Origin of the sequence: Planococcus sp. MB-3u-03 (genome assembly GCF_002833405.1) — a bacterium.
In the GTDB taxonomy this organism is placed as follows: Bacteria; Bacillota; Bacilli; order Bacillales_A; family Planococcaceae; genus Planococcus.
The window spans coordinates 513681-538501 of sequence record NZ_CP025135.1 but is presented as its reverse complement, the minus strand read 5'-3'; the positions used below and the strand labels follow the sequence as shown (position 1 = coordinate 538501).

The following is a 24821-nucleotide window of genomic DNA, read 5'->3' as shown; positions in this document are numbered from 1 at the left end:
CTTAAGTTCGAGTATAGTTCAAACATCAAAAAATCCCCTTTCACATTACGTGAAAGGGGATTTTCTAGATGGGCTGATGGCTTACATCATTCCTCCCATGCCACCCATATCAGGCATTCCGCCACCTTGACCTGCTGGCTCCGGAATATCAGCCACTACAGCCTCAGTTGTCAGGAACATAGCCGCAACAGATGCTGCGTTTTGCAGTGCAGAACGCGTCACTTTCGTTGGGTCTACGATGCCTTGTTCAAGCATGTTGACCCATTCGCCTGTTGCTGCGTTGTAGCCGATTCCGACTTCTTCCGTTTTCAGGCGGTGAACGATGATCGAGCCTTCAAGGCCAGCGTTCGTTGCGATTTGGCGAACCGGCTCTTCAAGTGCACGGAGCACGATGTTGATGCCAGTCGCGACGTCGCCTTCTTGCTCTGTCGCAATTTGCGCCACTTGGTTGTAGACATTGATAAGCGCTGTACCGCCGCCTGCCACGATGCCTTCTTCAACCGCTGCGCGTGTTGCGTTCAATGCGTCTTCAATGCGCAGTTTACGCTCTTTCAATTCTGTTTCAGTTGCTGCGCCGACTTTGATCACTGCTACGCCGCCAGCAAGTTTCGCGAGGCGCTCCTGCAGTTTTTCGCGGTCGAATTCAGAAGTCGTTTCTTCCAATTGGCTACGGATTTGCGCCACGCGTGCGATGATTTTCTCGGAATCGCCATTGCCTTCAACGATTGTCGTGTTGTCTTTCGAAACGACGACTTTCGCTGCGCGTCCAAGTTGTGCGATATTTGTGGATTTCAGGTCAAGACCGAGATCTTCCGTGATCACTTCAGCGCCAGTAAGTGCAGCAATGTCTTCAAGCATCGCTTTTCTGCGATCGCCGAATCCAGGAGCTTTCACAGCTACTGCGTTGAATGTGCCGCGCAATTTGTTCACGACAAGTGTTGCCAACGCTTCGCCTTCAACATCTTCAGAGATGATGAGTAGCGGTTTGCTTTGCTGAACGACTTGCTCAAGCACCGGAAGGATTTCCTGGATATTGCCGATTTTCTTGTCAGTGACAAGGATGAACGGGTTTTCAAGAACCGCTTCCATTTTATCGGAATCCGTCACCATGTAAGGAGACTGGTAGCCGCGGTCGAATTGCATCCCTTCCACAACGTCAAGTTCCGTCGTGAAGCCGCGTGATTCTTCCAATGGGATGACGCCATCGTTGCCGACGCGCTCCATTGCTTCTGCGATCAATTTACCGACTTCCTCGTCGCCTGAAGAAATCGCCGCTACTTGCGCGATCGATTCTTTGCCTTCGATTTGCTGGGAAATAGATTGCAATCCCGTAACTGCGCTTTCCACAGCAAGTTCGATGCCGCGGCGGATGCCGACAGGGTTTGCGCCAGCTGTGACGTTCTTCAAGCCTTCGCGGATCATCGCTTGTGCTAGAACTGTCGCAGTTGTCGTACCGTCACCTGCGATATCATTTGTTTTGGAAGCAACTTCCGCCACGAGTTTTGCGCCCATGTTTTCAAACGCGTTTTCAAGCTCGATTTCTTTAGCGATCGTTACGCCATCGTTTGTAATAAGCGGCGTGCCGAATTTCTTCTCAAGCACGACATTGCGCCCTTTTGGCCCAAGCGTTACTTTGACTGCGTCCGCTAATTTATCTACACCTTGCAGCATCAAGCTGCGTGCATCTTCACTGAACTTAATTTCTTTTGCCATGATTCGGTTCCTCCTATTAAATAGAATTTATGCTTATTTAGCCGACAATCGCAAGGATGTCGTTTTCACGTAAAATTAAGTATTCTTTGCCTTCGTATTTCAATTCTGTGCCCGCATATTTCGAAAAGACGACGCGGTCTCCTTCAGTTACGTCCAGCTCTGTGCGCTGTCCATTTTCACGGATAAGCCCATTCCCTACCGCAATCACTTTGCCTTCCTGCGGTTTTTCCTGCGCAGATCCTGGCAAGACGATTCCGCTAGATGTCTTTTCTTCCTTTTCGACGAGCTCAATGATGACACGATCTCCTAATGGTCTTAACAATTGAAACACCCTCCTCAAATTAAATAGCTTCTAGTCATTTAGCACTCTCTAGTCTTGAGTGCTAACCCATAGATAAGTTTAATAAAATCTTCAGTTAATTGCAAGCAGAAACCTTATGGCGTTTTGAATTCTTTGCGCCTTTTTCCGTTAAGCCCTACAATAAAAGGAGCATGCGAAAAGAAAGGAATTTGACTACATGACCTCAACCGATAAAACCGCCTCTCCCTCGAAAGCGAAAGGGTATAAGCGCAAAAACATGCGTACGCCGCTCCTGGTCCTGCTCGTCTTCGTAGCCGTTCAGCTCATGCCGATCCTCTTTATCGGCCCGACACTCGGTTATTTCCGAGACCAAGGGCTTGACGATGCCACCGCCCGCGCTTCCACTTCCGGATGGCTGATCTTCCTGACGATGGGCATCGGCTTTTTAGTTACGATGGTTCTCATCTTGCGCGACCGCAACTTCTTCAATATTTGGAAAGGCAAAAAATCGAGCCTTCCCGCTGCAATCGGCTGGGGCGTCCTCGGTTTTCTGTTGTTGATCATCGGGCAATCAATCGCCGCCATGATCGAAATGGCAATCGGCATCGATCCGGGATCCGCCAATACCCAGACACTCGTCCGAATCGCTGAAGTGGTGCCGTACGCGATCATCGCGGTCGTCCTGTTCGGCCCCATACTCGAAGAACTGGTCTTCCGCCGAGTCGTCTTCGGCTCCTTGAACCAGACGCTGAACTTCTGGATCGCCACCGCCATCTCGGCACTCGTCTTCGCGCTCGTCCATCTCGAGTTCACGCATCTTCTGCTCTACTTCACGACCGGACTGATCCTGGCAGCCCTCTATCAGCGGACCAAGCGCATCCTCACCCCGATCATCGCGCACATCCTGCTGAACGGCTATGTCATGCTTATCCAGCTCAATATGGACAAGATCGAAACCTTCATCAAACAAATGGAAAACCTGCAATAACCCAAAAACCGCCACTTCCTTGTTGAAGTAGCGGTTTTTTCCATCTCTGTTAAGTCATAGCTGGGTTGAAATATTTGATTGGCGACAGTTCCACATCCATAATCGAGCCACAAAATTCCTTAAGGTTGGTTTAATGATATTTCCCGCTTCGAAATTCTAGTGAAGTGACTTCTTTTCAATCTCAACTCAGAGACGGAGCGAAAGGGGCCGACTCCGGGAGGATCAGCGAGACAATTGAGACCCTGCAAGCGAATACACGAAAGGCATTGAGCGGATTCGTTTGCGAAGCTCGAACATCGTGAGAGTTGAGCAGGCGTGGTTTTGCGGAGCGACGAAGCGGCTCAATGCGAGCCCTCCGGAAAGCGTGCCCCTGAAGCGCAGTCTTCTATTTCCAATACTTTTCATTCTAAAACTCTTTATACGTTCCATTCCAAACAAAAAACCTCCCGCCATCATTTCGGCGGAAGGTCTTCTGTCTGTTCTGCAATTGCCTGCTGCTGTTCTGCACGCAGGAACTTGCGATATCCAATGCGCGCAATGACCACACTGAATTCATACAATAAAATCAGCGGCAATGTCACGATCATATGGGAAATAATATCCGGCGGCGTAATGAACGCGGCGATCGTCACCAGCGCCAAATACGCATACTTCCGGTACTTCGTCATCATCATCGGCGTCAAAATACCGAGGCGCGTCAAGAACAGCATCAATACCGGCAGTTGAAAGATAAAGCCGAACGGCAAGGTAATTTGGAACAAGAATTGGAAATACTCATTAATCCCAATCGTCTCCTGGATATCCAGGTTCTCCGAAATATTGAGCATGAATCCGATGACATACGGGAACAATACCAAATAGGAAAACGCAATCCCGCCGATAAACAAGGACAAAGAAAACGGAATATACCCAAGCGTCACTTTTCGCTCACGTTCAGAGAGACCGGGGCTAATGAACGCCCAAAATTGGTACATGATTAATGGCGACGTGATGATCAATGCTAAGATCATCATGACCTGCATATATATCTTAATCGGATCGGTAATTTTAAAAGCATTCAGCGTCAGATTACGTGCCTCTTCGCTGAATTGCAAATAGCGGATCAGCGGCTCGGCGAGAAAGAATCCCGCAATGAGCGCGAACAGAAAGAAAACGACTATCAAGGCCAGCCGTTTTCTGAGTTCACCTATATGTTCAACTACCGTCATTTCATTTTGTTGGTTCATCGGACAAACATCCTATCGTGTTACTTGTGCTCGTCTTTCTTGTCTAGATCATTTTTCTTTGCTGCTTCGACTTTCTTGTCATCTTCGTCGTCATCTGCCAACCCTTTTGTGGCGTTTTTGAATTCGCGCAGGGAAGAACCGAATGCTTTGCCTAGTTCAGGCAACTTTTTCGGACCGAAAATCAGCAACGCGACAATCCCGATGATGATTAAACTTAGTGGACCTGGAGCCATATCAGACACCTCCTGTAGTATGCTTCTAGTGTACATGAAACACGGCCCGTTGGCTATTTCCAAAGGCCGTTCAAATGTGAAGGTTTTATGTTAATCATGCTTGATCTGGTAGATCAGAGTTTGCAGTTCGACCGATAAATCGATCGTCTGGACGCGGATATGTTCCGGCACGGAAATGCGTACCGGCGTAAAATTGAGAATGCCTTTAATGTCTGTCTGGGCGAGCCGGTCGGTTACTTCCTGGGCCGATCGCGACGGCACCGTCAAAATGACCACTTCAACGCCATACTGCTTAATCTTCTCTTCAATCAAATCCGGATGGTACGTATCGATGCCGCTGATCTGCTTCCCTTCATGGGGGCTATTCGTATCGAAGGCGAGGATGATTTTCGTGTTATGGTTACGGTGGAAATTGTATTTTAAGAACGCGCTGCCGAGGCTGCCGACACCGATCAAGGCGACATTCGTCGCTTCATCCTGGTCAAGCGTCTTGCGGAAAAACGCCAAGAGCTCCTGCACATCATAGCCATAGCCTTTTTTGCCGAGTGCGCCAAGATGGGAAAAATCGCGGCGGATGGTCGCTGAATCGATTTTCATCGCTTCGCTCAACTCCTGGGAGGAGATGCGTTTCTGCCCGGCGTTGGCGAAATTCTGGAGAAACCTATAGTACAAGGGCAACCGCTTCGTTGTTGCTTGCGGGATTTTCGCTGATTCGTCAAGCATGTGATCGCTTCCTTCTGAACTGTTGTCAAATCGTATCAATCTTACATGACAGGCCTTGATATGTAAAGGCTTGCGCAATTGCGAAGCACTCGCCCATCAGCTACACTTAAGAAGAATAGAGGTGACCCCAATGATCGTATTGCAAGTCAATCAAATCCATAAATCATTCGGTGCAGAGGAAATCATCTCCGGCGCCAAACTCGAAGTCCAACATCGTGACCGGGTCGCACTCGTCGGCCGCAACGGTGCCGGAAAATCCACATTGCTGAAAATCATCGCCGGGGAAATGTCTTACGACAGCGGCGATTTGATCATGCCGAAAGATTTGACGATCGGCTATTTGGAACAGCAAACCGACTTGAATTCAGACGCCACCGTATGGCAGGAAATGATGAAAATTTTCGCCCATTTCCGTGACCAGGAAACCAAGCTGCGCCAGCTTGAAGCCGCGATGGCCGACCCGGATGTTTACAACGACGCAGAGCGCAACGCCAAAGTCATGCAAGAATATGACCTCCTCCAGACCCATTTTAAAGATGCCGGGGGTTTTCAGTTCGAAGCCGATACGCGCGCTGTCCTGCACGGCATGAAGTTCTATCCGGAAGACTATGAAAAGAAAATAACTTCCCTGTCAGGCGGCCAGAAAACACGCCTCATGCTGGCGAAGCTTCTGCTCGCAAAGCCGCAGCTATTGATCCTCGATGAGCCGACCAACCATTTGGACATCGAAACGCTAAGCTGGCTCGAAAACTACTTGAAGAATTACCCTGGCGCATTGCTTATCGTCTCCCATGACCGCTATTTCCTCGACCAAGTCGTCACGCTCGTCTACGAAGTGTCGCGCAAAAAGGTCCGCAAATACACCGGCAACTACAGCCGCTATTTGAGCGAAAAAGCGAAGCAATATGAACTCGACCGCAAACATTATGAGAAAGAACAAAGCGAGAAAGCCAAGCTTGAAGACTATGTCGCTCGCAACCTGGTCCGTGCCTCAACGACTAAGATGGCACAAAGCAGACGCCGGGTGCTCGAGAAGACCGACTGGATGGAAGCTCCGGAAGGCGACGAAAAATCAGCACGTTTCGGCTTCGATATCCAAAAGCAAAGCGGCAATGACGTCTTGAACGTCCAATCGCTGGCAGTAGGCTATGGCGACCAGCCGGTGTCGAATAACATCTCGCTGAAACTTTACCGCACCGACAGCCTCGCACTTGTCGGGCCGAACGGTGTCGGCAAATCGACGCTGCTCAAAACCATCATTAAAGAATTGCCGGCGCTCGCCGGTGACATCCATTACGGCACCGGCATCCAATTCGGCTATTACGATCAGGAACAGGCCAATTTAAAAGGCAATAAGCTCGTGCTCAACGAATTATGGGACGACTACCCTCAAGTGAATGAAAAAGACATACGCGGCATCCTCGGCCGTTTCCTGTTTACAGGCGACGATGTCCTGAAGCCGGTATCAACTTTATCAGGCGGCGAAAAAGCCCGTGTGGCACTCGCCAAGCTCATGATGCAAAAAGCCAATGTCTTGCTGCTCGATGAGCCGACTAACCATTTGGACCTCGACAGCAAAGAAGTATTGGAAAACGCCTTGATCGACTATCCTGGCACATTATTATTCGTTTCCCACGACCGCTATTTCATGAACCGGATCGCTACTAAAGTGGTGGAACTGTCCCGTGACGGCACCACCGAGTACTTGGGCGATTACGATTATTATGTGGAGAAAAAGCTTGAAACCGAAGAACTTGCGGCACTCGATGCACTCGAAGCAAAAGCGAAACAGCCGGAGACTCAAACCTCCGCCTCCACTTCGCAAATCGACAAAGAAGCCAAAAAACTCGAACGCCAGTTAGTCAGGAGAAACACTGAAATCGAACAGGCCATGGAAGCACTTGATGAAGAAATCGCCGCGATTGAAGAACAACTATGCGAGCCGGATATTTTCCAAGATCACGAACGCGTCATGCCTTTGCAATCGCGTCTTGAAAAGCTCAAGCAATCACACGAAGAAAACATGGCCGAATGGCTCGAACTGCAAGAACAACTTGAAGAAATGAATTCCTAACCGCATACTGGGTATGCGGTTTTTCTTTTCCCTACATATAGGTCAATACCATTTATCAAAATAAATATTTCCACAGATTTGTACACAATAGAAGAGTTGTAAAATCAACTATCAACAGAGTTATAAACATTATCCACAGTCTTCTTTTCTTTTATCCACATAGTTTCCCACCTTACCCTCCACAATATATAGGAAATCCACTATTTATCGATAGGTTGTTAACAGCTTATTCACAAATTGTGCATAAGTACAAATGTTCTCTATTGACAGAAAATACATTTCTATGTCCTTGTAAGATTTGGATATTATTCATAAAAAAAGAAGCATTACCGCAATTCTCAATAAATTGCGGCAATGCTTTTATTTAAATCCATGAACTCAGTGGCATGCCCGGGCGCCCATTCATGGCCATATCTCCTGTTAATCCTTTTTCGTACATAACCGTTCCAGCTGCGGCAATCATCGCTGCATTATCTGTACAAAGCGGCAGCGGTGGAATAAAGAAGGGGATACTCTCTTTTTCAAAAGTCTCAGTCAGCGATTTGCGGAGCCCTTTATTGGCTGCTACACCGCCCGCTGCAATCACTTGTTGTACAGCGAATTCCCTGGCAGCGCGCAAAGTTTTTGCCGTTACAACTTCCACGACGCTGTTTTGGAATCCTGCGGCAACAGCTTCCGGCACGGGCGTTTCCCCGCGTTGTTTCATATTATGCATATAGTTCAGCACAGACGATTTCAATCCGCTGAAGCTGAAATCATAGGATCCTTCTTCCAGCCAAACCCGCGGAAAATCGACCGCTTCCACACTTTGATGCGCCAATCGGTCAATATGCGGCCCGCCAGGATATGGCAAGTTCAATGTCCGCGCCACTTTGTCGTAGGCTTCTCCTGCAGCATCATCCCTAGTTTCGCCGATGACTGTAAAATCACCGTGCTCTTTCATGAGAATCAACTCAGTATGCCCTCCTGAAATGACCAATGACAAAAGCGGAAACTCCATTTCCTGCTCCAATCGATTCGCATATATATGTCCCGCGATGTGATGCACACCCACTAGCGGCAAGCTATGTGCAAACGCAAATGCCTTTGCTGCATTGACACCAACTAACAAGGCCCCGACTAGACCAGGTCCTTCCGTTACGGCCACCGCGGATAATTCAGTTGGCACCAAATTCGCCTGCTGCAAAGCCTCTTCAATCACAATAGTGATTTGCTCGACATGATGCCTCGATGCAATTTCCGGTACCACACCCCCGAAGCGCTTATGGCTCTCGATTTGCGATGCCACCACATTGGAGATGATCTCTGTTCCGTTTTTCACAACTGAAGCCGCTGTTTCATCACAACTCGTCTCTATTCCTAATACAAAAATGTCTTTATTCATCGAAATTCACCCACATAACTATGGCATCTTCCTGGTTATCCGTATAATAACCTTTTCGGATGCCACCATTTTTGAATCCTAGTTTCTTATACAAATTAAGCGCAGCTATATTGCTGACCCGTGCTTCCAATGTCATCAATTTCGCACCTTGCGCTTTTGCAGTTTTTATTGCCTCTCTCATCAATGCTTCCCCAAACTTCTTGCCCCGTTTTTTGGGTGAAATGGCGATATTCGTAATATGTGCTTCATCCATGACAAGCCACATACCACAATAACCGACGATTCCTTCTGCCGTTTCAGCCAGCACATAATAAGCAAATTCATTTTTCAGCATCTCTTGCTCAAACGCCTCTTTTGTCCATGCGAGCGTAAACGATTGCTTTTCAATCTCATAAACTGCATCTACATCATGAATGGTCATTTTCCGGAATTTCACTGATTCATTCATTGGCTTTTTCCTTCGTCCATTTTTGTAAGATTCGCTTCCGCCTCGGTAATCCGGCGATATTCAGGAACCGTATAGTGGACTTCTTTCGCTTCTTCAGCCGCTGCCAGTGCAATCAAATTAGACGCTCTTGGCAGCCTATTTTGGAACGGTGCAAAATGGGCCAAGTCCCCCAGTATTTCCTCAATCACTGGGCGGTGAATTTCAAGGTCAATTCCCGTAAACAAAACCGGACGTCCATCGGTATGGACTTGTTCAAGGAACGCCCTAAAGTCGCTATGGCGATCTGAAAGAACTGTTGCCAGATCAAGCCCGTCATAAAGTGCAGTAAAAGCGGTACCACGCCTTGCATCCATGACAGGGCAAACCATGCCGTTAAATCCCTGTCCGTTCGCTGCAAGCACCTTTAAACTCGATACTGTGGTCAACGGAATTTTCAACGACCATGCGAGAGTTTTCGCGATTGTCAGGCCAATTCGAACGCCTGTATAAGATCCAGGCCCTTCTGCAACAACAATTTGTGTTAAATCTCCTGGAGCAATTTTTGCTTTTTTCATCAATTCTTCTACTGCCGGCATAGCAGTTAAGGAATGATTGATCTTTAGATTTTGAGTTTCTTCTATTAATATTGTATCGTCTTTCACCAAAGCGATAGCTAGCGGTGAATTCGAGGTATCGATTCCTAAAATCATTGTGTTAGCTCCCTGCATAAGTTTTCATAACGGACACCGTGCGGGTGAAACTCCACTTCACGTCCCTCTTCAGACAAGCGGCGAATCACAATATCCAAGCGTTCCTCCGGCAAATAATCATGAATAAACTGAGCCCATTCAATCACCGACACCGCTTCTTCCGCAAATAATTCATCAAAACCGATATCTTCATCACTATTTTCCAAGCGATATACATCGAAATGATTCAGATTTAATCGTCCTTCATATTGTTTGAGGATAGTGAAAGTCGGGCTATTTACTGTTCGCTCGATGCCGAGCCCCTTTGCTAATCCTTTAGTAAAAGTCGTCTTGCCTGCCCCTAAGTCACCTTCCAGTGTTAGAAGATCTTGAGGCTGTAAAAGCGAAGCCAATCGAATGGCAAGTTTCTCTGTCTGATCCGGCGATTGCACTGTAATCGTAAAGCTCATGTCTCTTCACCTCGTTTGAGTCTTTTCATAGTTTAGCGGAGATAGCCTTGCAAATCAAAATATATTGTTTCCATAGAAAAAGAGCACAGCGGGTTCGCTGTGCTCACTTTTTGGAATGACGGTCCCGACCGGGATCGAACCGGCGATCTCCTGCGTGACAGGCAGGCATGTTAACCGCTACACCACGGGACCAAAATTATAGACCAGCGACGTCCCTACTCTCACAGGGGAAACCCCAACTACCATCGGCGCAAAAGAGCTTAACTTCCGTGTTCGGGATGGGAACGGGTGTGGCCTCTTTGCCATCATCACTGGACTATGTTGAGCTTGTTCGCTCAAAACTGGATAAATCGACATTGGGAAACTTGCGTTTCAGTTTGTTGGTTAAGTCCTCGATCGATTAGTATTCGTCAGCTGCACGTGTCGCCACGCTTCCACCCCGAACCTATCTACCTCATCGTCTTTGAGGGATCTTACTTGCTTGCGCAATGGGAAATCTCATCTTGAGGGGGCTTCGTGCTTAGATGCTTTCAGCACTTATCCCGGCCACACATAGCTACCCAGCGATGCTCTTGGCAGAACAACTGGTACACCAGCGGTGTGTCCATCCCGGTCCTCTCGTACTAAGGACAGCTCCTCTCAAATTTCCTGCGCCCGCGACGGATAGGGACCGAACTGTCTCACGACGTTCTGAACCCAGCTCGCGTACCGCTTTAATGGGCGAACAGCCCAACCCTTTGGGACCGACTACAGCCCCAGGATGCGATGAGCCGACATCGAGGTGCCAAACCTCCCCGTCGATGTGGACTCTTGGGGAGATAAGCCTGTTATCCCCGGGTAGCTTTTATCCGTTGAGCGATGGCCCTTCCATGCGGAACCACCGGATCACTAAGTCCGTCTTTCGACCCTGCTCGACCTGTCCGTCTCGCAGTCAAGCTCCCTTGTGCCTTTACACTCTGCGAATGATTTCCAACCATTCTGAGGGAACCTTTGAGCGCCTCCGTTACTCTTTAGGAGGCGACCGCCCCAGTCAAACTGCCCGCCTGACACTGTCTCCCAAGCCGCTAAGGCTTGTGGGTTAGAAGTTCAATACAACCAGGGTAGTATCCCACCGACGCCTCCCCGAAGCTGGCGCCCCGGGTTCTCTGGCTCCTACCTATCCTGTACAAGTTGCACCAAAATTCAATATCAGGCTACAGTAAAGCTCCACGGGGTCTTTCCGTCCTGTCGCGGGTAACCTGCATCTTCACAGGTACTATAATTTCACCGAGTCTCTCGTTGAGACAGTGCCCAGATCGTTACGCCTTTCGTGCGGGTCGGAACTTACCCGACAAGGAATTTCGCTACCTTAGGACCGTTATAGTTACGGCCGCCGTTTACTGGGGCTTCGGTTCGCACCTTCGCTTGCGCTAAGCACCCCCTTAACCTTCCAGCACCGGGCAGGCGTCAGCCCCTATACGTCACCTTACGGTTTTGCAGAGACCTGTGTTTTGCTAAACAGTCGCCTGGGCCTATTCACTGCGGCTCTCTCGGGCTATTCACCCTACCAGAGCACCCCTTCTCCCGAAGTTACGGGGTCATTTTGCCGAGTTCCTTAACGAGTTCACTCATCACCTTAGAATTCTCTTCTCGCCTACCTGTGTCGGTTTGCGGTACGGGCACCTCCCGCCTCGCTAGAGGCTTTTCTTGGCAGTGTGAAATCAGGGACTCTGAGGTAAACCTCTTGCCATCACTGCTTGATGTTATATAGAAACGGATTTGCCTCGTTTCTCATCTCACAACTTGGACGTGCACAACCAACGGCACGCTCACCTTATCCTTCTGCGTCCCCATTACTCAAACGGCGGGGAGGTGGTACAGAATATCAACCTGTTGTCCATCGTCTACGCCTATCGGCCTCGACTTAGGTCCCGACTAACCCTGAGCGGACGAGCCTTCCTCAGGAAACCTTAGGCATTCGGTGGACGGGATTCTCACCCGTCTTTCGTTACTCATACCGGCATTCTCACTTCTAAGCGCTCCACCAGTCCTTCCGGTCTGACTTCAACGCCCTTAGAACGCTCTCCTACCACGGACATCTACGATGTCCATCCACAGCTTCGGTAATCCGTTTAGCCCCGGTACATTTTCGGCGCAGTGTCACTCGACCAGTGAGCTATTACGCACTCTTTAAATGATGGCTGCTTCTAAGCCAACATCCTGGTTGTCTAAGCAACGCCACATCCTTTTCCACTTAACGGATATTTGGGGACCTTAGCTGGTGGTCTGGGCTGTTTCCCTCTTGACTACGGATCTTATCACTCGCAGTCTGACTCCCAAGCATAAATCACTGGCATTCGGAGTTTGTCTGAATTCGGTAACCCGGATGGGCCCCTAGTCCAAACAGTGCTCTACCTCCAGGATTCTCTATCTTGAGGCTAGCCCTAAAGCTATTTCGGAGAGAACCAGCTATCTCCAGGTTCGATTGGAATTTCTCCGCTACCCACACCTCATCCCCGCACTTTTCAACGTGCGTGGGTTCGGGCCTCCAGTAAGTGTTACCTTACCTTCACCCTGGACATGGGTAGATCACCTGGTTTCAGGGTCTACAACTGCATACTCATTCGCCCTATTCAGACTCGCTTTCGCTGCGGCTCCGGCTTCTCACCTTAACCTTGCATGCAATCGTAACTCGCCGGTTCATTCTACAAAGGCACGCTATCACCCATTAACGGGCTCTAACTACTTGTAGGCACACGGTTTCAGGATCTATTTCCTCCCCTTCCGGGGTGCTTTTCACCTTTCCCTCACGGTACTGGTTCACTATCGGTCACTAGGGGAGTATTTAGCCTTGGGAGATGGTCCTCCCGGATTCCGACGGAATTTCTCGTGTTCCGCCGTACTCAGGATCCACTCTGGAGGGAATGAACTTTCAGCTACGGGGCTATTACCCTGTCTTGCGGACCGTTCCAGGTCGCTTCGCTTAATCCATTCCTTTGTAACTCCGTATAGAGTGTCCTACAACCCCAGAAGGCAAGCCTTCTGGTTTGGGCTGATCCCGTTTCGCTCGCCGCTACTTGGGGAATCGCATTTGCTTTCTCTTCCTTCAGGTACTTAGATGTTTCAGTTCCCTGAGTCTGCCTTCTCATGTGCTATGTATTCACACATGGATACTGCTCCATTACGAACAGTGGGTTTCCCCATTCGAAATCCCCGGATCACAGCTCACTTACAGCTCCCGAGGCATATCGGTGTTAGTGCCGTCCTTCTTCGGCTCCTAGGGCCAAGGCATCCACCGTGCGCCCTTATTAACTTAACCACTGAATGGTCAAAAATAAGTTGATCGCAAAGCGATCACGCTACTTGATGCTTGTTTCTTAATCAATGTCGATCTATCCAGTTTTCAAAGAACAAGTTTGAAAGTCAATCCTTGCGGAGTGAACCTTCAAAACTGAACGCAAAACGTCAACCCGATCCATAAGAATCGGTTCCGATATTATCCTTAGAAAGGAGGTGATCCAGCCGCACCTTCCGATACGGCTACCTTGTTACGACTTCACCCCAATCATCTGTCCCACCTTCGGCGGCTGGCTCCCGTAAGGGTTACCCCACCGACTTCGGGTGTTACAAACTCTCGTGGTGTGACGGGCGGTGTGTACAAGGCCCGGGAACGTATTCACCGCGGCATGCTGATCCGCGATTACTAGCGATTCCGGCTTCATGCAGGCGAGTTGCAGCCTGCAATCCGAACTGAGAACGGTTTTCTGGGATTGGCTCCCCTCGCGGGTTTGCAGCCCTTTGTACCGTCCATTGTAGCACGTGTAGCCCAGGTCATAAGGGGCATGATGATTTGACGTCATCCCCACCTTCCTCCGGTTTGTCACCGGCAGTCACCTTAGAGTGCCCAACTGAATGCTGGCAACTAAGATCAAGGGTTGCGCTCGTTGCGGGACTTAACCCAACATCTCACGACACGAGCTGACGACAACCATGCACCACCTGTCACCGCTGTCCCGAAGGAAAAGCCTAGTCTCCTAGGCGGTCAGCGGGATGTCAAGACCTGGTAAGGTTCTTCGCGTTGCTTCGAATTAAACCACATGCTCCACCGCTTGTGCGGGCCCCGTCAATTCCTTTGAGTTTCAGCCTTGCGGCCGTACTCCCCAGGCGGAGTGCTTAATGCGTTAGCTGCAGCACTAAGGGGCGGAAACCCCTAACACTTAGCACTCATCGTTTACGGCGTGGACTACCAGGGTATCTAATCCTGTTTGCTCCCCACGCTTTCGCGCCTCAGCGTCAGTTACAGACCAGAAAGTCGCCTTCGCCACTGGTGTTCCTCCACATCTCTACGCATTTCACCGCTACACGTGGAATTCCACTTTCCTCTTCTGCACTCAAGTCCCCAGTTTCCAATGACCCTCCACGGTTGAGCCGTGGGCTTTCACATCAGACTTAAAGGACCGCCTGCGCGCTTTACGCCCAATAATTCCGGACAACGCTTGCCACCTACGTATTACCGCGGCTGCTGGCACGTAGTTAGCCGTGGCTTTCTGGTGAGGTACCGTCAAGGTACCAGTAGTTACTTGGTACTTGTTCTTCCCTCACAACAGAGTTTTACGATCCGAAAACCTTCTTCACTCACGGGCGTTGCTCCGTCAGACTTTCGTCCATTGCGGAAGATTCCCTACTGCTGCCTCCCGTAGGAGTCTGGGCCGTGTCTCAGTCCCAGTGTGGCCGATCACCCTCTCAGGTCGGCTACGCATCGTGGCCTGGTGAGCCGTTACCTCACCAACTAGCTAATGCGCCGCGGGCCCATCCTGCAGTGACAGCCGAAACCGTCTTTCCGTGCCGCCTCATGAGAGGCCGCAAACTATTCGGTATTAGCACCGGTTTCCCGGAGTTATCCCGATCTGCAGGGCAGGTTGCCCACGTGTTACTCACCCGTCCGCCGCTAAGATCATGGAGCAAGCTCCATGATCTCCGCTCGACTTGCATGTATTAGGCACGCCGCCAGCGTTCGTCCTGAGCCAGGATCAAACTCTCCATTATAGAGTAGTATTGATTGCTCAATAGTTGCTGGCGTATCGCCGTCTAAAAGACGCGCGATTCGCTTTGATCTGCATACGCTGATCAGTAGTTAAGTCACGAACACCGAAGTTCGGAATGGCTGATTGCTCCGACCGCCCAGGGGCGACCATCGCAAAAGCCGTTCGCGCACCAAGGCGCTCGTGACGTCTTTCGTTGACGTTTTGCTGTTCAGTTTTCAAGGTTCAAAATAATGATGGAGCGGGTGAAGGAATCGAACCCTCATCATCAGCTTGGAAGGCTGAGGTTTTACCACTAAACTACACCCGCATATTATAATAGAAAATAAATGGCGCGCCCGAGAGGACTCGAACCTCTAACCGCTTGATTCGTAGTCAAGTACTCTATCCAATTGAGCTACGGGCGCAAATAATAATTGATATGTATGGTGCGGCCGAGAAGAGTCGAACTTCCACGGGATTTCTCCCACTAGGCCCTCAACCTAGCGCGTCTGCCATTCCGCCACGACCGCAAATAATATATTTTGAGACAAATTCTATTATATAACTTCAGATCTTCATTGTCAAGAACTAATCATTCAAGTTGAAGTTCGTCTCAGTAACCCTGAAATTGGCTGGGGTACCTGGATTCGAACCAGGGCATGACGGGATCAAAACCCGTTGCCTTACCGCTTGGCTATACCCCATTGAAAAATGGCGGTCCCGACCGGGATCGAACCGGCGATCTCCTGCGTGACAGGCAGGCATGTTAACCGCTACACCACGGGACCATTTGGTTGCGGGGCAGGATTTGAACCTGCGACCTTTGGGTTATGAGCCCAACGAGCTACCGAACTGCTCCACCCCGCGACAATAATAATATTTTCAATTGTATCGCACACAAGTATTATATTAGAAAAGTAATTCAATATATGTATGGTGACCCTACGGGATTCGAACCCGTGTTACCGCCGTGAAAGGGCGGTGTCTTAACCGCTTGACCAAGGGGCCAATTAAATGGCTCCGAAGGTAGGACTCGAACCTACGACCATCGCATTAACAGTGCGGTGCTCTACCACTGAGCTACTTCGGAATAATGTTTAAGTACTTGTCGACTTTTTCTATTATAAAGAGCCTGACAGGAATCGTCAATACTTTTATTCATCATTTTACATTTTAATTTGAGTTCAGTGTTTCGTTTAGCAATCTACTTCAAATTTGCCGAGGCGATAGAACATTCAGCTGACCCATACTTCTCTTTCGTTAATAGATCATGAACGGCTGAGAACCTATGAACGGCGGGTGATTCCTCCGAACTTTTATAGGTCCGCCCTTACCCTTCTTCTATTGAATACAAGTCGCCAGCATTTTCTTTCGCTCATCTCCGACTAGCGAAAAGAAAATACTGCAAGTTGCTAGACACAAAGAAAGAGCCGCTTTTTCAGCGGCTCTTTCTTTATAAATCCTTTTCTCTTTTCATCCGCAGCTTGCCGCTACAACGTCCGCATCTGTACTTGGCAGTGTTCATACGGATCCTTCTCGGGAATTCTGTTTTACAGGAGATGCATTCATATAGATGAAAGCCATTTGTTCTCCGTCGTTTCTCTGCGAGGAGAGAACAAAAGCGCGGAGACCCTGTCTCTTGTAACAACTCTCGAAAATCCTTGTCCCGATGTTTGTATCCTTTTCCTTCAAGGTGGAGGTGATAATGGCACAGCTCATGCTTAATGATGCCCGTCAATTCGTCACCGCCAAACTTTTCATATGAGGCCGGGTTGATTTCAATGTTATGCGAACCCAGTAAGTAACGGCCGCCTGTTGTCCGAAGGCGTTTGTTGAATATGCCATGATGGCGGAATGGCTTTCCGAAGATGTCGCGGGAAATCTCCGCAATCATCTTAGTCAATTCTTCGTTCGTCATCTTATCTCTCCTGAAGATCAGGCTGTTGTTCTTTTGGTGGCAACATTGTCAAGGCAATGCGGCCTTTTTGTTTTTCGACCTGGTCGACCCATACAGTAACGATATCTCCAACCGCCACGACATCAAGTGGGTGTTTAACAAATCCCTTTTTCAATTTAGAGATGTGGACCAACCCGTCCTGTTTCACGCCAATGTCGACGAAAGCTCCGAAGTCGACCACGTTGCGCACTGTTCCTTGCACTTCCATTCCAGGAGTTAAGTCTTCCATCTTTAAGACGTCGCTCTTTAACAATGGCTGAGGGAACTCATCTCGCGGGTCGCGGAAGGGTTTCTTCAACGCATCCACAATGTCTTTAAGTGTCACTTTGCCAACTTCCCACTCCCGGCTTAATGACTCTAGGTCCAAGTCTTCCAGCTTCGCGATAATTTCTGGGCGCCCAATCATTTTCTTGTCCGCATCGATCAACTTGAGGATCCTTTCGGCAGCTTCATAACTTTCTGGGTGAATGCCGGTAGCGTCTAGCGGATTCTTTCCTTCCGTTATGCGCAGGAAGCCAACTGCTTGTTCATAAGTCTTGGCTCCAAGGCGAGGAATTTTCTTTAACTGGACACGGGAAGTGAAGCGGCCGTTTTCATCACGCACTTTAATGATGTTCTCAGCGACGGTCTTGCTGAGTCCAGCGACGTATTGAAGGAGAGAAGCTGAAGCTGAGTTGACGTTCACGCCGACTTGGTTGACTGCAGTCTCAACAACGAAGGTCAATTGGTCTGCCAGCTTTTTCTGCGAGACATCGTGTTGGTATTGTCCAACACCTACTGCTTTCGGATCGATCTTTACGAGTTCAGAAAGCGGATCTTGAAGGCGGCGGGCGATGGAAGCTGCACTGCGTTCTTCGACTTGCAAGTCCGGAAACTCTGCACGCGCTACATCGGAAGCCGAGTAAACACTGGCCCCAGCTTCGTTGACGATGACGTAAGATGCTTTTTTCGGATTTTCACCGAGGAAATCCGCAACGAATTGTTCGGTCTCACGTGATGCTGTGCCATTTCCGATCGCCATGATTTCAATAGGGTAGGTGTCCGTTAGACGCTGTAAGATTTTCTTCGCGCCTTTTTGATCGGATTTTGGCGGATGCGGATAAATGACCGCTACTTCCAATAATTTCCCTGTCGCATCTATCACTGCTAATTTACAGCCCGTACGGTATGCCGGATCAATGCCGAGCACCATTTTATCTTTCATCGGAGGCTGCAATAAAAGATTGCGAAGGTTTTCCGAAAAGATGTGTATGGCCTGCGTTTCACCTTTTTCACTTAGTTCTGTGCGGATTTCACGTTCAATGGATGGCTGGATCAAGCGTTTGTAGCTGTCTTCTATTGCCTCTTCCACTTCTTTCGCGGCAGGGCTTGCTGTTTTCATCCATTTATCTTTCATTAACCGGATGATCCGGTCGACTGGAGGTGTGACAGTCACTTTCAATACACCTTCTTTTTCGCCCCGGTTGATGGCCAAAATACGGTGTGGGACGATTTTTTTGATTGCTTCACTGTATTCATAATACATTTGGAAGACTTGTTTCTCGTCTTCATGCCCTTTTTTAGCCGTTGTTTCCAGCAAGCCTGTATCACGGGTCATTCGACGTGCTTTTTCACGGATATCAGGGTCGTCCGCAAAAGTTCAGCCAAAATATCCTGTGCTCCTGCTATCGCTTCTTCCGCTGTTTCAACCCCTTTTCAGTGCTGATATATTGTTCCGTCGCGGTTTTCAACTGTTCTTTCCCGGTTTCAAAAGCCAATCTGCCAGTCCCTGCAGCCCTTTTTCTTTTGCGATAATCGCTTTTGTGCGGCGTTTTTGTTTATAAGGGCGGTACAAATCTTCTACTCTTTGGAGAACAGTGGCTCCTTTGATGGCTTTTTCAAGCTCTGGAGTCAATTGTTGCTGTTCTTCAATCGAACGGATCACATCTATTTTTCTTTGTTCCAAATTCTGGATATATGTATAACGATCTTCTACTGCCTTTATTTGAACTTCATCCAATGAACCGGTCGCTTCTTTTCGATAACGGGCGATAAAAGGCACCGTGTTTCCGTCTTCAAGCAGCTCAATGACTTGCTTTGCCTGGTTTGGTTTGACACCGGCTTCTTTGGCGATTAATGCGTGCAATTGCTGAGTATCCATTCTATGCACTTCCTTTCTGCCTCTCTATTTTAACATGCCTATGGTTAACCGGAGAAACAAGCCCCCCTTGCTTTTTCCACAAAAAAAGAAGCCTCTCCTCAATGGAGAAGGCTTCCTGAAATTAATGTGGCATCGTCGCCTGTTTGAATGGACGCAAGAATGTCTTCATACAGACGTCTAGGCGCTCCTGCTCTTCTCATCATCGCTTTTGGATTGCGTAAATCCACGCCATCTGAGTGAATCAAGAACAAGTCATTTTCCAAATACGTATACAGCTGGGTTTTCAGCTTTTGAGGCCTCCCCGATAGGTAGCCCATGACTGGTAGTGGATAAATCACTTCATCGGTTTCTCTTCTATAAAGATAGAAACGGATATTGCCTACACAACTGTATTCCAATGTACGTTTCTTGAAATCCACTTTAAAGATAGCGACTGCTGCCCCACGTTTTTGCATCATCAAACCATTAAAGCGGTTCATCAATTGATCGATCGTCTCATGATGATATTCTTTCAGGATCTGTGGGATGACCTGTGACGATTCGCGCGCTACAGGCCCACTTCCCAAACCATCGGCTACGGAGCAAATAAAGTAATCGTCCGTCAAAACAGTGAAATAGCTGTCGCCGGATTCATAATTCCCTTTTTTCGCTGCGTTGTAGGCATAGGCTTCCACATTTTCATGGCGAATTTCTTCCACTAGGAAACCCCGCCGGCAGCCAAAATAGCTTCCTGAAGCTTTTTGATAGCTTTTCGTTGAAGGCGTGAAACGTGCATCTGGGAAATCCCCAGCCGGTCGCCCGCTTCCTTCTGGCTCAGCTGCTCTATGTAGGTGTATTGGATGATCTGCTTTTCCCGATCGGAAAGGACATTCATCGCTTCCGCCACGAGCATGCGCTGATCCGCTTTTTCATATCCGTCATCTTCTTGGCCGACTACATCAAACAATGTAACCGTACTGCCGTCCGAATCCGCCTCGAGTGAATGGTCCATGGAAAGCGCTTGATAGCTTTTGCCCATCTCCATCGCTTCCAAAACGTCGTCTTCGTCGACATCCAGATATTCAGCGATTTCCCAAACCTGTGGAGAACGCTGAAGCTCTGTCGTCAGTACTTCAACAGTCGCTTTGATTCGTGGGCCCAGCTCTTTTATGCGGCGCGGCACATGGATCGCCCATGTTTTGTCACGCAAAAAGCGCTTGATCTCGCCGATGATGGTCGGCACCGCGAAAGCTTCGAAGCTGCGGCCATAGGATGGATCATAACGCCGGATTGCACCGAGCAAGCCAAGCATGCCCACTTGTGCGATGTCTTCGTGATAGGATTTCCCGTTTGAATACTTGCGGGCAATCGATTCCACGAGACGACGGTAATTAAGGACAAGGTTTGTCTGTGCTTCCTCGTCCTCGGTTTTTTGATAAGCTTCAATCCATTCCAGTACCTGTTCTTTCGTTGGCTGATTAGGATGAGATTGTTTCGACATCCTCTTCCACCCGCTCTCCTTCAACATGCTTGGTCATAAAGACAGTAACGCCTTCCTGATGATGCACTTTCACTTCATCCATAAGCGTTTCGATCAAATACAGGCCGAGACCCCCTTCGCGCAGGAACGCTCCCTCTTCCTGGTCGTGATAAGGGCCCACTTTTGCCTTAGTCTCTTCAAAGTTGAAGCTTTGGCCGTGGTCGGCTACCATGATTTCGATTTTATCTTCATACAATGCACAACCGATGACTACTTCGCCTTCTTCGCCTTCTGAATAAGCGTGCTGTACAGCGTTTGTCACTGCTTCACTCGAAGCGATTTTCAAATCTTCAATATCATCAAAAGAAAACCCGATGCGGCTTGCAAGGCCTGAAATCGTCAGACGGGCAACGCCTACATACTGGGATTTGGCCGGGACGCGCATCTCTACATAATCGAAAGGACGCATGATTAATTCCCACCCTTCCCGACTGCTGCTTCAATATCCATAATATCGCCGAGGCCAGTGATATCAAATAGGCGTTTCAAGCGGCTCGAAAGTCCAGTCAGTTTCAAATGGCCGCCTTTTGCGTTGATGGATTTATAGAACGCGACAAAGACGCCCAAGCCTGTACTATCCATGTAATCGACACCGGATAAGTCCAATTCGGCATTCAAGCCTTCTTGCGCCTGGTACGCTTCTAATTTTTCGCGGAGTACCGGTGCTGTATGCGCATCGATTTCCCCGTGAATATCGCCTTTTAATTTATTTTCATTTTCTGTCAAATTAACTTGAATATTCATCTCTATATGACACCCCGTTTTGTATGATTCAATTCGGCTAAAAAAAGCCATTCTAAGCTTTGTTACCCGCTATTCAATGACTTTAAACATCAAATTAAACCTTCTTGTAAACCACTAAAGTGAAATCATCCTGCAGTTCTGCATTTTGCATCCGTTCAAGCTCATCGTAGACATGTTGAACAATTGCCTGAGCTGGTTGGTCTTTCTTTTGCTCGATCAGTTTGTAAATGACCTCGCGCTCGATAAAACCTTCCTCTGTCCGGCCCTCGGTCACCCCGTCCGTCATCATGATGACCATATCGCCTTTGTCCAGGGTGATCGAATGCTCTTCATAAACCGCGGCCGGGGAAACGCCGAGCAACAAGCCTTTTGCTTCGAGTTCATCAAATTCCCCTGCATTCGCGCGATAGAGAATGGCAGGTTCGTGCCCGGCCGACCCGTAAGTGAGCCTGGCTGCCCCTGCATCGTAATTCGCGTAGAACATCGACACGAACATTGAGTCGTCGACGCTTTTTTCAACGATCCGGTTAATGACACCGAGCACGTCTTTCGGCAAGGCGTGCGAGCTGTTCAAACTGTCCATGCCGAATTTGATCATGGACATGCAAAGAGCTGCCGGCAGGCCTTTTCCGATGACATCGGCAACAGCTACTCCGGCGTATCCATCATAATCACTGACAAAATAGATATAATCCCCGTTCATCTTCTTGGCCGGGATCGACAATAAGCCGATATCGAGCCCATCAAGCGACGGCAATTTCGTCTTGAGCAAAGTTTCCTGTACATTTGCCGCCAAGTCCATTTCCACTTTCAGCTCTTCCTGGCGCTTCAGTAAACTTTGGCGTTCTTGCAAGGCCAAGCCGTAATTGATCATCATTTCAATCAGGAAATCGAATGAATGCCAAACAACATCCGGGAGATCACTATAGAGCTCCCGGATGGCTGCTTTGTGCATGCTGATCACTTCTTCCGGAGAAATGTTCTCCAGAATCAGTTGCCTGCTGAAATTTTGGCCGACGTACAAATTTTGCTCCGTCTGCTTTTTTACGTATTCGTTCAGAATTTCTTGATACTGTGCTTCAATGTGTTGAGGCATTTAGCGTTCCCCCTAGCGGAGCCACTTCGTAGCCCGTATATCTGTCCCTTCGCCTTGGATCGTTTCGATCTTGAAATCGTCCATTAAGCGCTTGACACCTGGCAGGCCTGCACCCAATCCTCCTGATGTCGTAAAACCGTCTTCCATTACTTTTCTGACATCCGGGATTCCCGGGCCGCTATCGGCGGCGATAATCAGGATTCCCTTCATGCCGTTTTCGGTCAGCTGCTGAATCTCAATCCTGCCCTGACCGGCGTATAAATAAATATTGCGGGCAAGCTCGCTGATGGCTGTCGTGATCCGCGCTTGGTCCACAGTGCCGAAGCCGAGCTCTTTGGCGACATTGCGCCCGAGCTGTCGTGCCGCAACAATATCCCATTCCGTTAAAATTTCCACTGAGGATTGGTCGCTCATCTTCAAGCCTCCAATTCCAGTTGAAGTTTCTCCAAGCCGTTCTCTAGGTCAAGTGCCGTCATAACATCTTCAAGTCGAATTCCGAGCTCGATCAAAGTGATGGCAACCGCCGGCTGGATACCGGTAATAACCACTCTTGCCCCCATCAGGCTGGACATGCTGATGACATCCCCAAGCACCTTGGCAATGAATGAATCAATAAAATCGATGGACGTCAAATCGATGACCACCCCACGGGCGCTGGTTTCATGCAATTTAGTCAAAAGATCTTCCTGGAACTGCAATGCCGTCTGGTCATCCAGCTCCCATTGGATCGAAACGATTAATGTATCTTTCAGTTTTAGAATTGGGATTCTCACATTCATACTTCTTCAACCTCCACAATTTTCGGTTTGTCCACGCCAGCGCCTGTTCTACGCCACGCTGCAATGTGCTCGTTGTCGTAAAGTCGTTCAAATTGATGCCGAGCGTTACGATCGTCTGGGCAATTTCCGGGCGGATCCCGACGAGCATACATTTCGCCCCGACCAAACGCACTGCATCTGCGGCTTGAATAATATGGTGGGCGACCATCGTATCGACGACCGGCACACCTGTAATATCCAGCAGCACCACTTCCGCACGATGTTTCACAACACCGTCGAGCAGGTTCTCCATAATCAATTTCGCCCGTTCCGTATCAATCGTTCCGACGAGCGGCATGACAGAAACTTTATCGAACACCGGAATCAGGGAAGCGGACAGTTCCTGCAATGCAATCTTCTGCAGGCTGACCGTGCGCTCCCAGGTTTTAGAGTACGTGTCGATCATGCTGTTGCGGATCGGCGTGGCCCAATTCGCAAATTCGTGGATAAATCCATCCATATTATCCGGATGGATCGTACCGGCTTCACGCATTCCTTCGTAGACGATTTCAGCAAAATGGTCGATCGCTTTCGTCATGAACGTGATCGACCAGCCAAGGCGGACCACTTTCTCGGCAAAATCCTGCAAGCGGTCTTCGTAAACTTGATGGCTTTCAAGAAGACTCGAAGTCATCAGCCCTGCGAATTCGCGGCTCGTCTGGTTCACCATCTCTTCCGACATCACCTGAAATGAGGGTTCGCCTTTCTCATCTCTCATCATTTGTTGCCATTTGGCAATGATGTCGGTCATGTTTTCTTGTATATATGTAGCCATTTGTTTGTTCATCTTGTCGTAAAACCCTCCCGGTGACCCTTGCAGCCACAATTTCATACTTGTCTATCCATTGTATCGGAAAACGGAGCATTTCACATCTTTTTTGATGAACCGTCCCGATTATGATGATTTTCTATACGAAAATACCCCGAGAAAAGCCATCTCGGGGTATTTCCATGGAGTATGTATGCTAAAATTTTACAAGTCCGACACTAATTTCCAAGGCTTCATCTACCTTTTCCATCAACGCATCGTCCAGCTGTGTAATCTTATCAGTCAAGCGCGATTTATCAATCGTCCGCAATTGTTCAAGCAAAATAACAGAATCACGCTCAAAGCCGTATTTCTTGGCGTTGATTTCCACGTGGGTCGGCAATTTGGCTTTCTGGATCTGGGCGGTGATCGCCGCAATGATCACTGTCGGACTAAATCGGTTCCCGATATCGTTTTGTATCACCAAGACCGGACGGGTCCCACCTTGCTCAGACCCGACGACCGGTGATAATTCTGCGAAAAAAACATCCCCGCGTTTTACAATCAA

21 protein-coding genes, 9 tRNA genes, 3 rRNA genes and 1 pseudogene are annotated in these 24821 nt (G+C 48.8%); 2 read left to right on the top strand and 32 right to left on the bottom strand.

Going from position 1 to position 24821, the window contains the following annotated elements; translation table 11 throughout:
* Nucleotides 1-81 precede the first annotated feature (81 nt).
* Complete coding sequence (gene groL, locus CW734_RS04040; protein ID WP_101189529.1) at nt 82-1713, bottom strand: chaperonin GroEL; 1632 nt, start codon at nt 1711-1713, stop codon at nt 82-84.
* Between the two features lie 37 nt (nt 1714-1750).
* Nucleotides 1751-2035: a co-chaperone GroES gene (groES, locus tag CW734_RS04035; protein ID WP_101189528.1), complete on the bottom strand. Its 285-nt coding sequence runs from the start codon at nt 2033-2035 to the stop codon at nt 1751-1753.
* 196 nt (nt 2036-2231) lie between these two features.
* Between groES and CW734_RS04030 the strand changes: the two genes are divergently transcribed.
* Complete coding sequence (locus CW734_RS04030; protein ID WP_180956280.1) at nt 2232-3002, top strand: CPBP family intramembrane glutamic endopeptidase; 771 nt, start codon at nt 2232-2234, stop codon at nt 3000-3002.
* Between the two features lie 452 nt (nt 3003-3454).
* On the opposite strand, the gene tatC is transcribed toward CW734_RS04030, so the two are convergent.
* The 3 genes from tatC to CW734_RS04015 all read right to left on the bottom strand — a co-directional run bounded on the left by tatC (nt 3455) and on the right by CW734_RS04015 (nt 5184).
* On the bottom strand, nt 3455-4228 hold the full coding sequence (gene tatC / locus CW734_RS04025; protein WP_101189527.1) for a twin-arginine translocase subunit TatC: 774 nt from the start codon (nt 4226-4228) through the stop codon (nt 3455-3457).
* A 20-nt stretch (nt 4229-4248) separates the two neighbouring features.
* Complete coding sequence (locus CW734_RS04020) at nt 4249-4461, bottom strand: twin-arginine translocase TatA/TatE family subunit (RefSeq protein ID WP_101189526.1); 213 nt, start codon at nt 4459-4461, stop codon at nt 4249-4251.
* A 90-nt stretch (nt 4462-4551) separates the two neighbouring features.
* Entirely contained in the window at nt 4552-5184 is a 633-nt protein-coding gene (locus CW734_RS04015) for a redox-sensing transcriptional repressor Rex (RefSeq protein ID WP_101189525.1), read from the bottom strand.
* A gap of 130 nt (nt 5185-5314) precedes the next feature.
* Between CW734_RS04015 and CW734_RS04010 the strand changes: the two genes are divergently transcribed.
* Nucleotides 5315-7258, top strand: coding sequence for an ABC-F family ATP-binding cassette domain-containing protein (locus CW734_RS04010; RefSeq protein ID WP_101189524.1), 1944 nt, complete (start codon nt 5315-5317; stop codon nt 7256-7258).
* 364 nt (nt 7259-7622) lie between these two features.
* Here the strand turns inward: CW734_RS04010 and tsaD are convergent, their stop codons facing one another.
* From tsaD to CW734_RS03875, 27 genes and pseudogenes are all read right to left on the bottom strand, one after another.
* Nucleotides 7623-8642: a tRNA (adenosine(37)-N6)-threonylcarbamoyltransferase complex transferase subunit TsaD gene (gene tsaD, locus CW734_RS04005; RefSeq protein WP_101189523.1), complete on the bottom strand. Its 1020-nt coding sequence runs from the start codon at nt 8640-8642 to the stop codon at nt 7623-7625.
* Nucleotides 8635-9090 carry a ribosomal protein S18-alanine N-acetyltransferase gene (gene rimI, locus CW734_RS04000; RefSeq protein ID WP_101189522.1) on the bottom strand — a complete coding sequence of 152 codons (456 nt, stop codon included), beginning with the start codon at nt 9088-9090 and terminating at the stop codon, nt 8635-8637. Before rimI ends, tsaD begins: the two co-directional genes overlap by 8 nt.
* Nucleotides 9087-9779 carry a tRNA (adenosine(37)-N6)-threonylcarbamoyltransferase complex dimerization subunit type 1 TsaB gene (gene tsaB / locus CW734_RS03995; RefSeq protein ID WP_101189521.1) on the bottom strand — a complete coding sequence of 231 codons (693 nt, stop codon included), beginning with the start codon at nt 9777-9779 and terminating at the stop codon, nt 9087-9089. The genes rimI and tsaB overlap by 4 nt, the downstream gene beginning before the upstream one ends.
* Nucleotides 9776-10228, bottom strand: coding sequence for a tRNA (adenosine(37)-N6)-threonylcarbamoyltransferase complex ATPase subunit type 1 TsaE (gene tsaE, locus CW734_RS03990; protein WP_101189520.1), 453 nt, complete (start codon nt 10226-10228; stop codon nt 9776-9778). The genes tsaB and tsaE overlap by 4 nt, the downstream gene beginning before the upstream one ends.
* Nucleotides 10229-10347: 119 nt before the next feature.
* Nucleotides 10348-10420: transfer RNA gene (locus CW734_RS03985), tRNA-Asp, on the bottom strand.
* 9 nt (nt 10421-10429) lie between these two features.
* Nucleotides 10430-10544, bottom strand: a 5S ribosomal RNA gene (rrf, locus tag CW734_RS03980).
* Nucleotides 10545-10608: 64 nt separating this feature from the next.
* Nucleotides 10609-13526, bottom strand: a 23S ribosomal RNA gene (locus tag CW734_RS03975).
* Nucleotides 13527-13713: 187 nt separating this feature from the next.
* Nucleotides 13714-15253 (bottom strand): 16S ribosomal RNA (locus tag CW734_RS03970).
* Together the 16S, 23S and 5S rRNA genes with 9 tRNA genes alongside form the textbook arrangement of a ribosomal RNA operon.
* Before the next feature lie 233 nt (nt 15254-15486).
* A tRNA-Gly gene (locus CW734_RS03965) sits at nt 15487-15559 on the bottom strand.
* Nucleotides 15560-15579: 20 nt separating this feature from the next.
* Nucleotides 15580-15656, bottom strand: a tRNA-Arg gene (locus CW734_RS03960).
* A gap of 19 nt (nt 15657-15675) precedes the next feature.
* Nucleotides 15676-15761: transfer RNA gene (locus CW734_RS03955), tRNA-Leu, on the bottom strand.
* A 99-nt stretch (nt 15762-15860) separates the two neighbouring features.
* Nucleotides 15861-15935, bottom strand: a tRNA-Gln gene (locus CW734_RS03950).
* Between the two features lie 8 nt (nt 15936-15943).
* Nucleotides 15944-16019: transfer RNA gene (locus CW734_RS03945), tRNA-Asp, on the bottom strand.
* A gap of 3 nt (nt 16020-16022) precedes the next feature.
* Nucleotides 16023-16098, bottom strand: a tRNA-Met gene (locus tag CW734_RS03940).
* Between the two features lie 67 nt (nt 16099-16165).
* Nucleotides 16166-16239: transfer RNA gene (locus tag CW734_RS03935), tRNA-Glu, on the bottom strand.
* Between the two features lie 7 nt (nt 16240-16246).
* Nucleotides 16247-16321 (bottom strand) — tRNA-Asn (locus tag CW734_RS03930).
* A gap of 363 nt (nt 16322-16684) precedes the next feature.
* Complete coding sequence (locus CW734_RS03925; RefSeq protein ID WP_101189519.1) at nt 16685-17149, bottom strand: SprT family protein; 465 nt, start codon at nt 17147-17149, stop codon at nt 16685-16687.
* Nucleotide 17150: 1 nt separating this feature from the next.
* Nucleotides 17151-19328 (bottom strand): annotated as a pseudogene (locus CW734_RS03920) (Tex family protein).
* Nucleotides 19329-19426: 98 nt separating this feature from the next.
* On the bottom strand, nt 19427-20026 hold the full coding sequence (locus CW734_RS03915; protein ID WP_101189518.1) for a PP2C family serine/threonine-protein phosphatase: 600 nt from the start codon (nt 20024-20026) through the stop codon (nt 19427-19429).
* Nucleotides 20026-20808 (bottom strand): RNA polymerase sigma factor SigB, encoded by a 783-nt coding sequence (sigB, locus tag CW734_RS03910; protein WP_058381769.1) that lies wholly within the window; start codon nt 20806-20808, stop codon nt 20026-20028. The genes CW734_RS03915 and sigB overlap by 1 nt, the downstream gene beginning before the upstream one ends.
* Nucleotides 20786-21256, bottom strand: a complete 471-nt coding sequence (rsbW, locus tag CW734_RS03905) for an anti-sigma B factor RsbW (RefSeq protein WP_058381770.1) — start codon at nt 21254-21256, stop codon at nt 20786-20788. The genes sigB and rsbW overlap by 23 nt, the downstream gene beginning before the upstream one ends.
* Nucleotides 21257-21258: 2 nt before the next feature.
* Nucleotides 21259-21591 carry an anti-sigma factor antagonist gene (locus CW734_RS03900; RefSeq protein ID WP_101189517.1) on the bottom strand — a complete coding sequence of 111 codons (333 nt, stop codon included), beginning with the start codon at nt 21589-21591 and terminating at the stop codon, nt 21259-21261.
* A gap of 94 nt (nt 21592-21685) precedes the next feature.
* On the bottom strand, nt 21686-22687 hold the full coding sequence (locus CW734_RS03895; RefSeq protein ID WP_101189516.1) for a PP2C family protein-serine/threonine phosphatase: 1002 nt from the start codon (nt 22685-22687) through the stop codon (nt 21686-21688).
* 12 nt (nt 22688-22699) lie between these two features.
* Entirely contained in the window at nt 22700-23101 is a 402-nt protein-coding gene (locus CW734_RS03890) for an anti-sigma regulatory factor (protein ID WP_058381773.1), read from the bottom strand.
* 2 nt (nt 23102-23103) lie between these two features.
* Nucleotides 23104-23466: an STAS domain-containing protein gene (locus CW734_RS03885; protein WP_058381774.1), complete on the bottom strand. Its 363-nt coding sequence runs from the start codon at nt 23464-23466 to the stop codon at nt 23104-23106.
* Entirely contained in the window at nt 23396-24292 is an 897-nt protein-coding gene (locus tag CW734_RS03880; RefSeq protein WP_101189515.1) for an RsbT co-antagonist protein RsbRA, read from the bottom strand. Before CW734_RS03880 ends, CW734_RS03885 begins: the two co-directional genes overlap by 71 nt.
* 178 nt (nt 24293-24470) lie before the next feature.
* Nucleotides 24471-24821, bottom strand: coding sequence for a type II toxin-antitoxin system PemK/MazF family toxin (locus tag CW734_RS03875; RefSeq protein ID WP_058381776.1), 351 nt, complete (start codon nt 24819-24821; stop codon nt 24471-24473).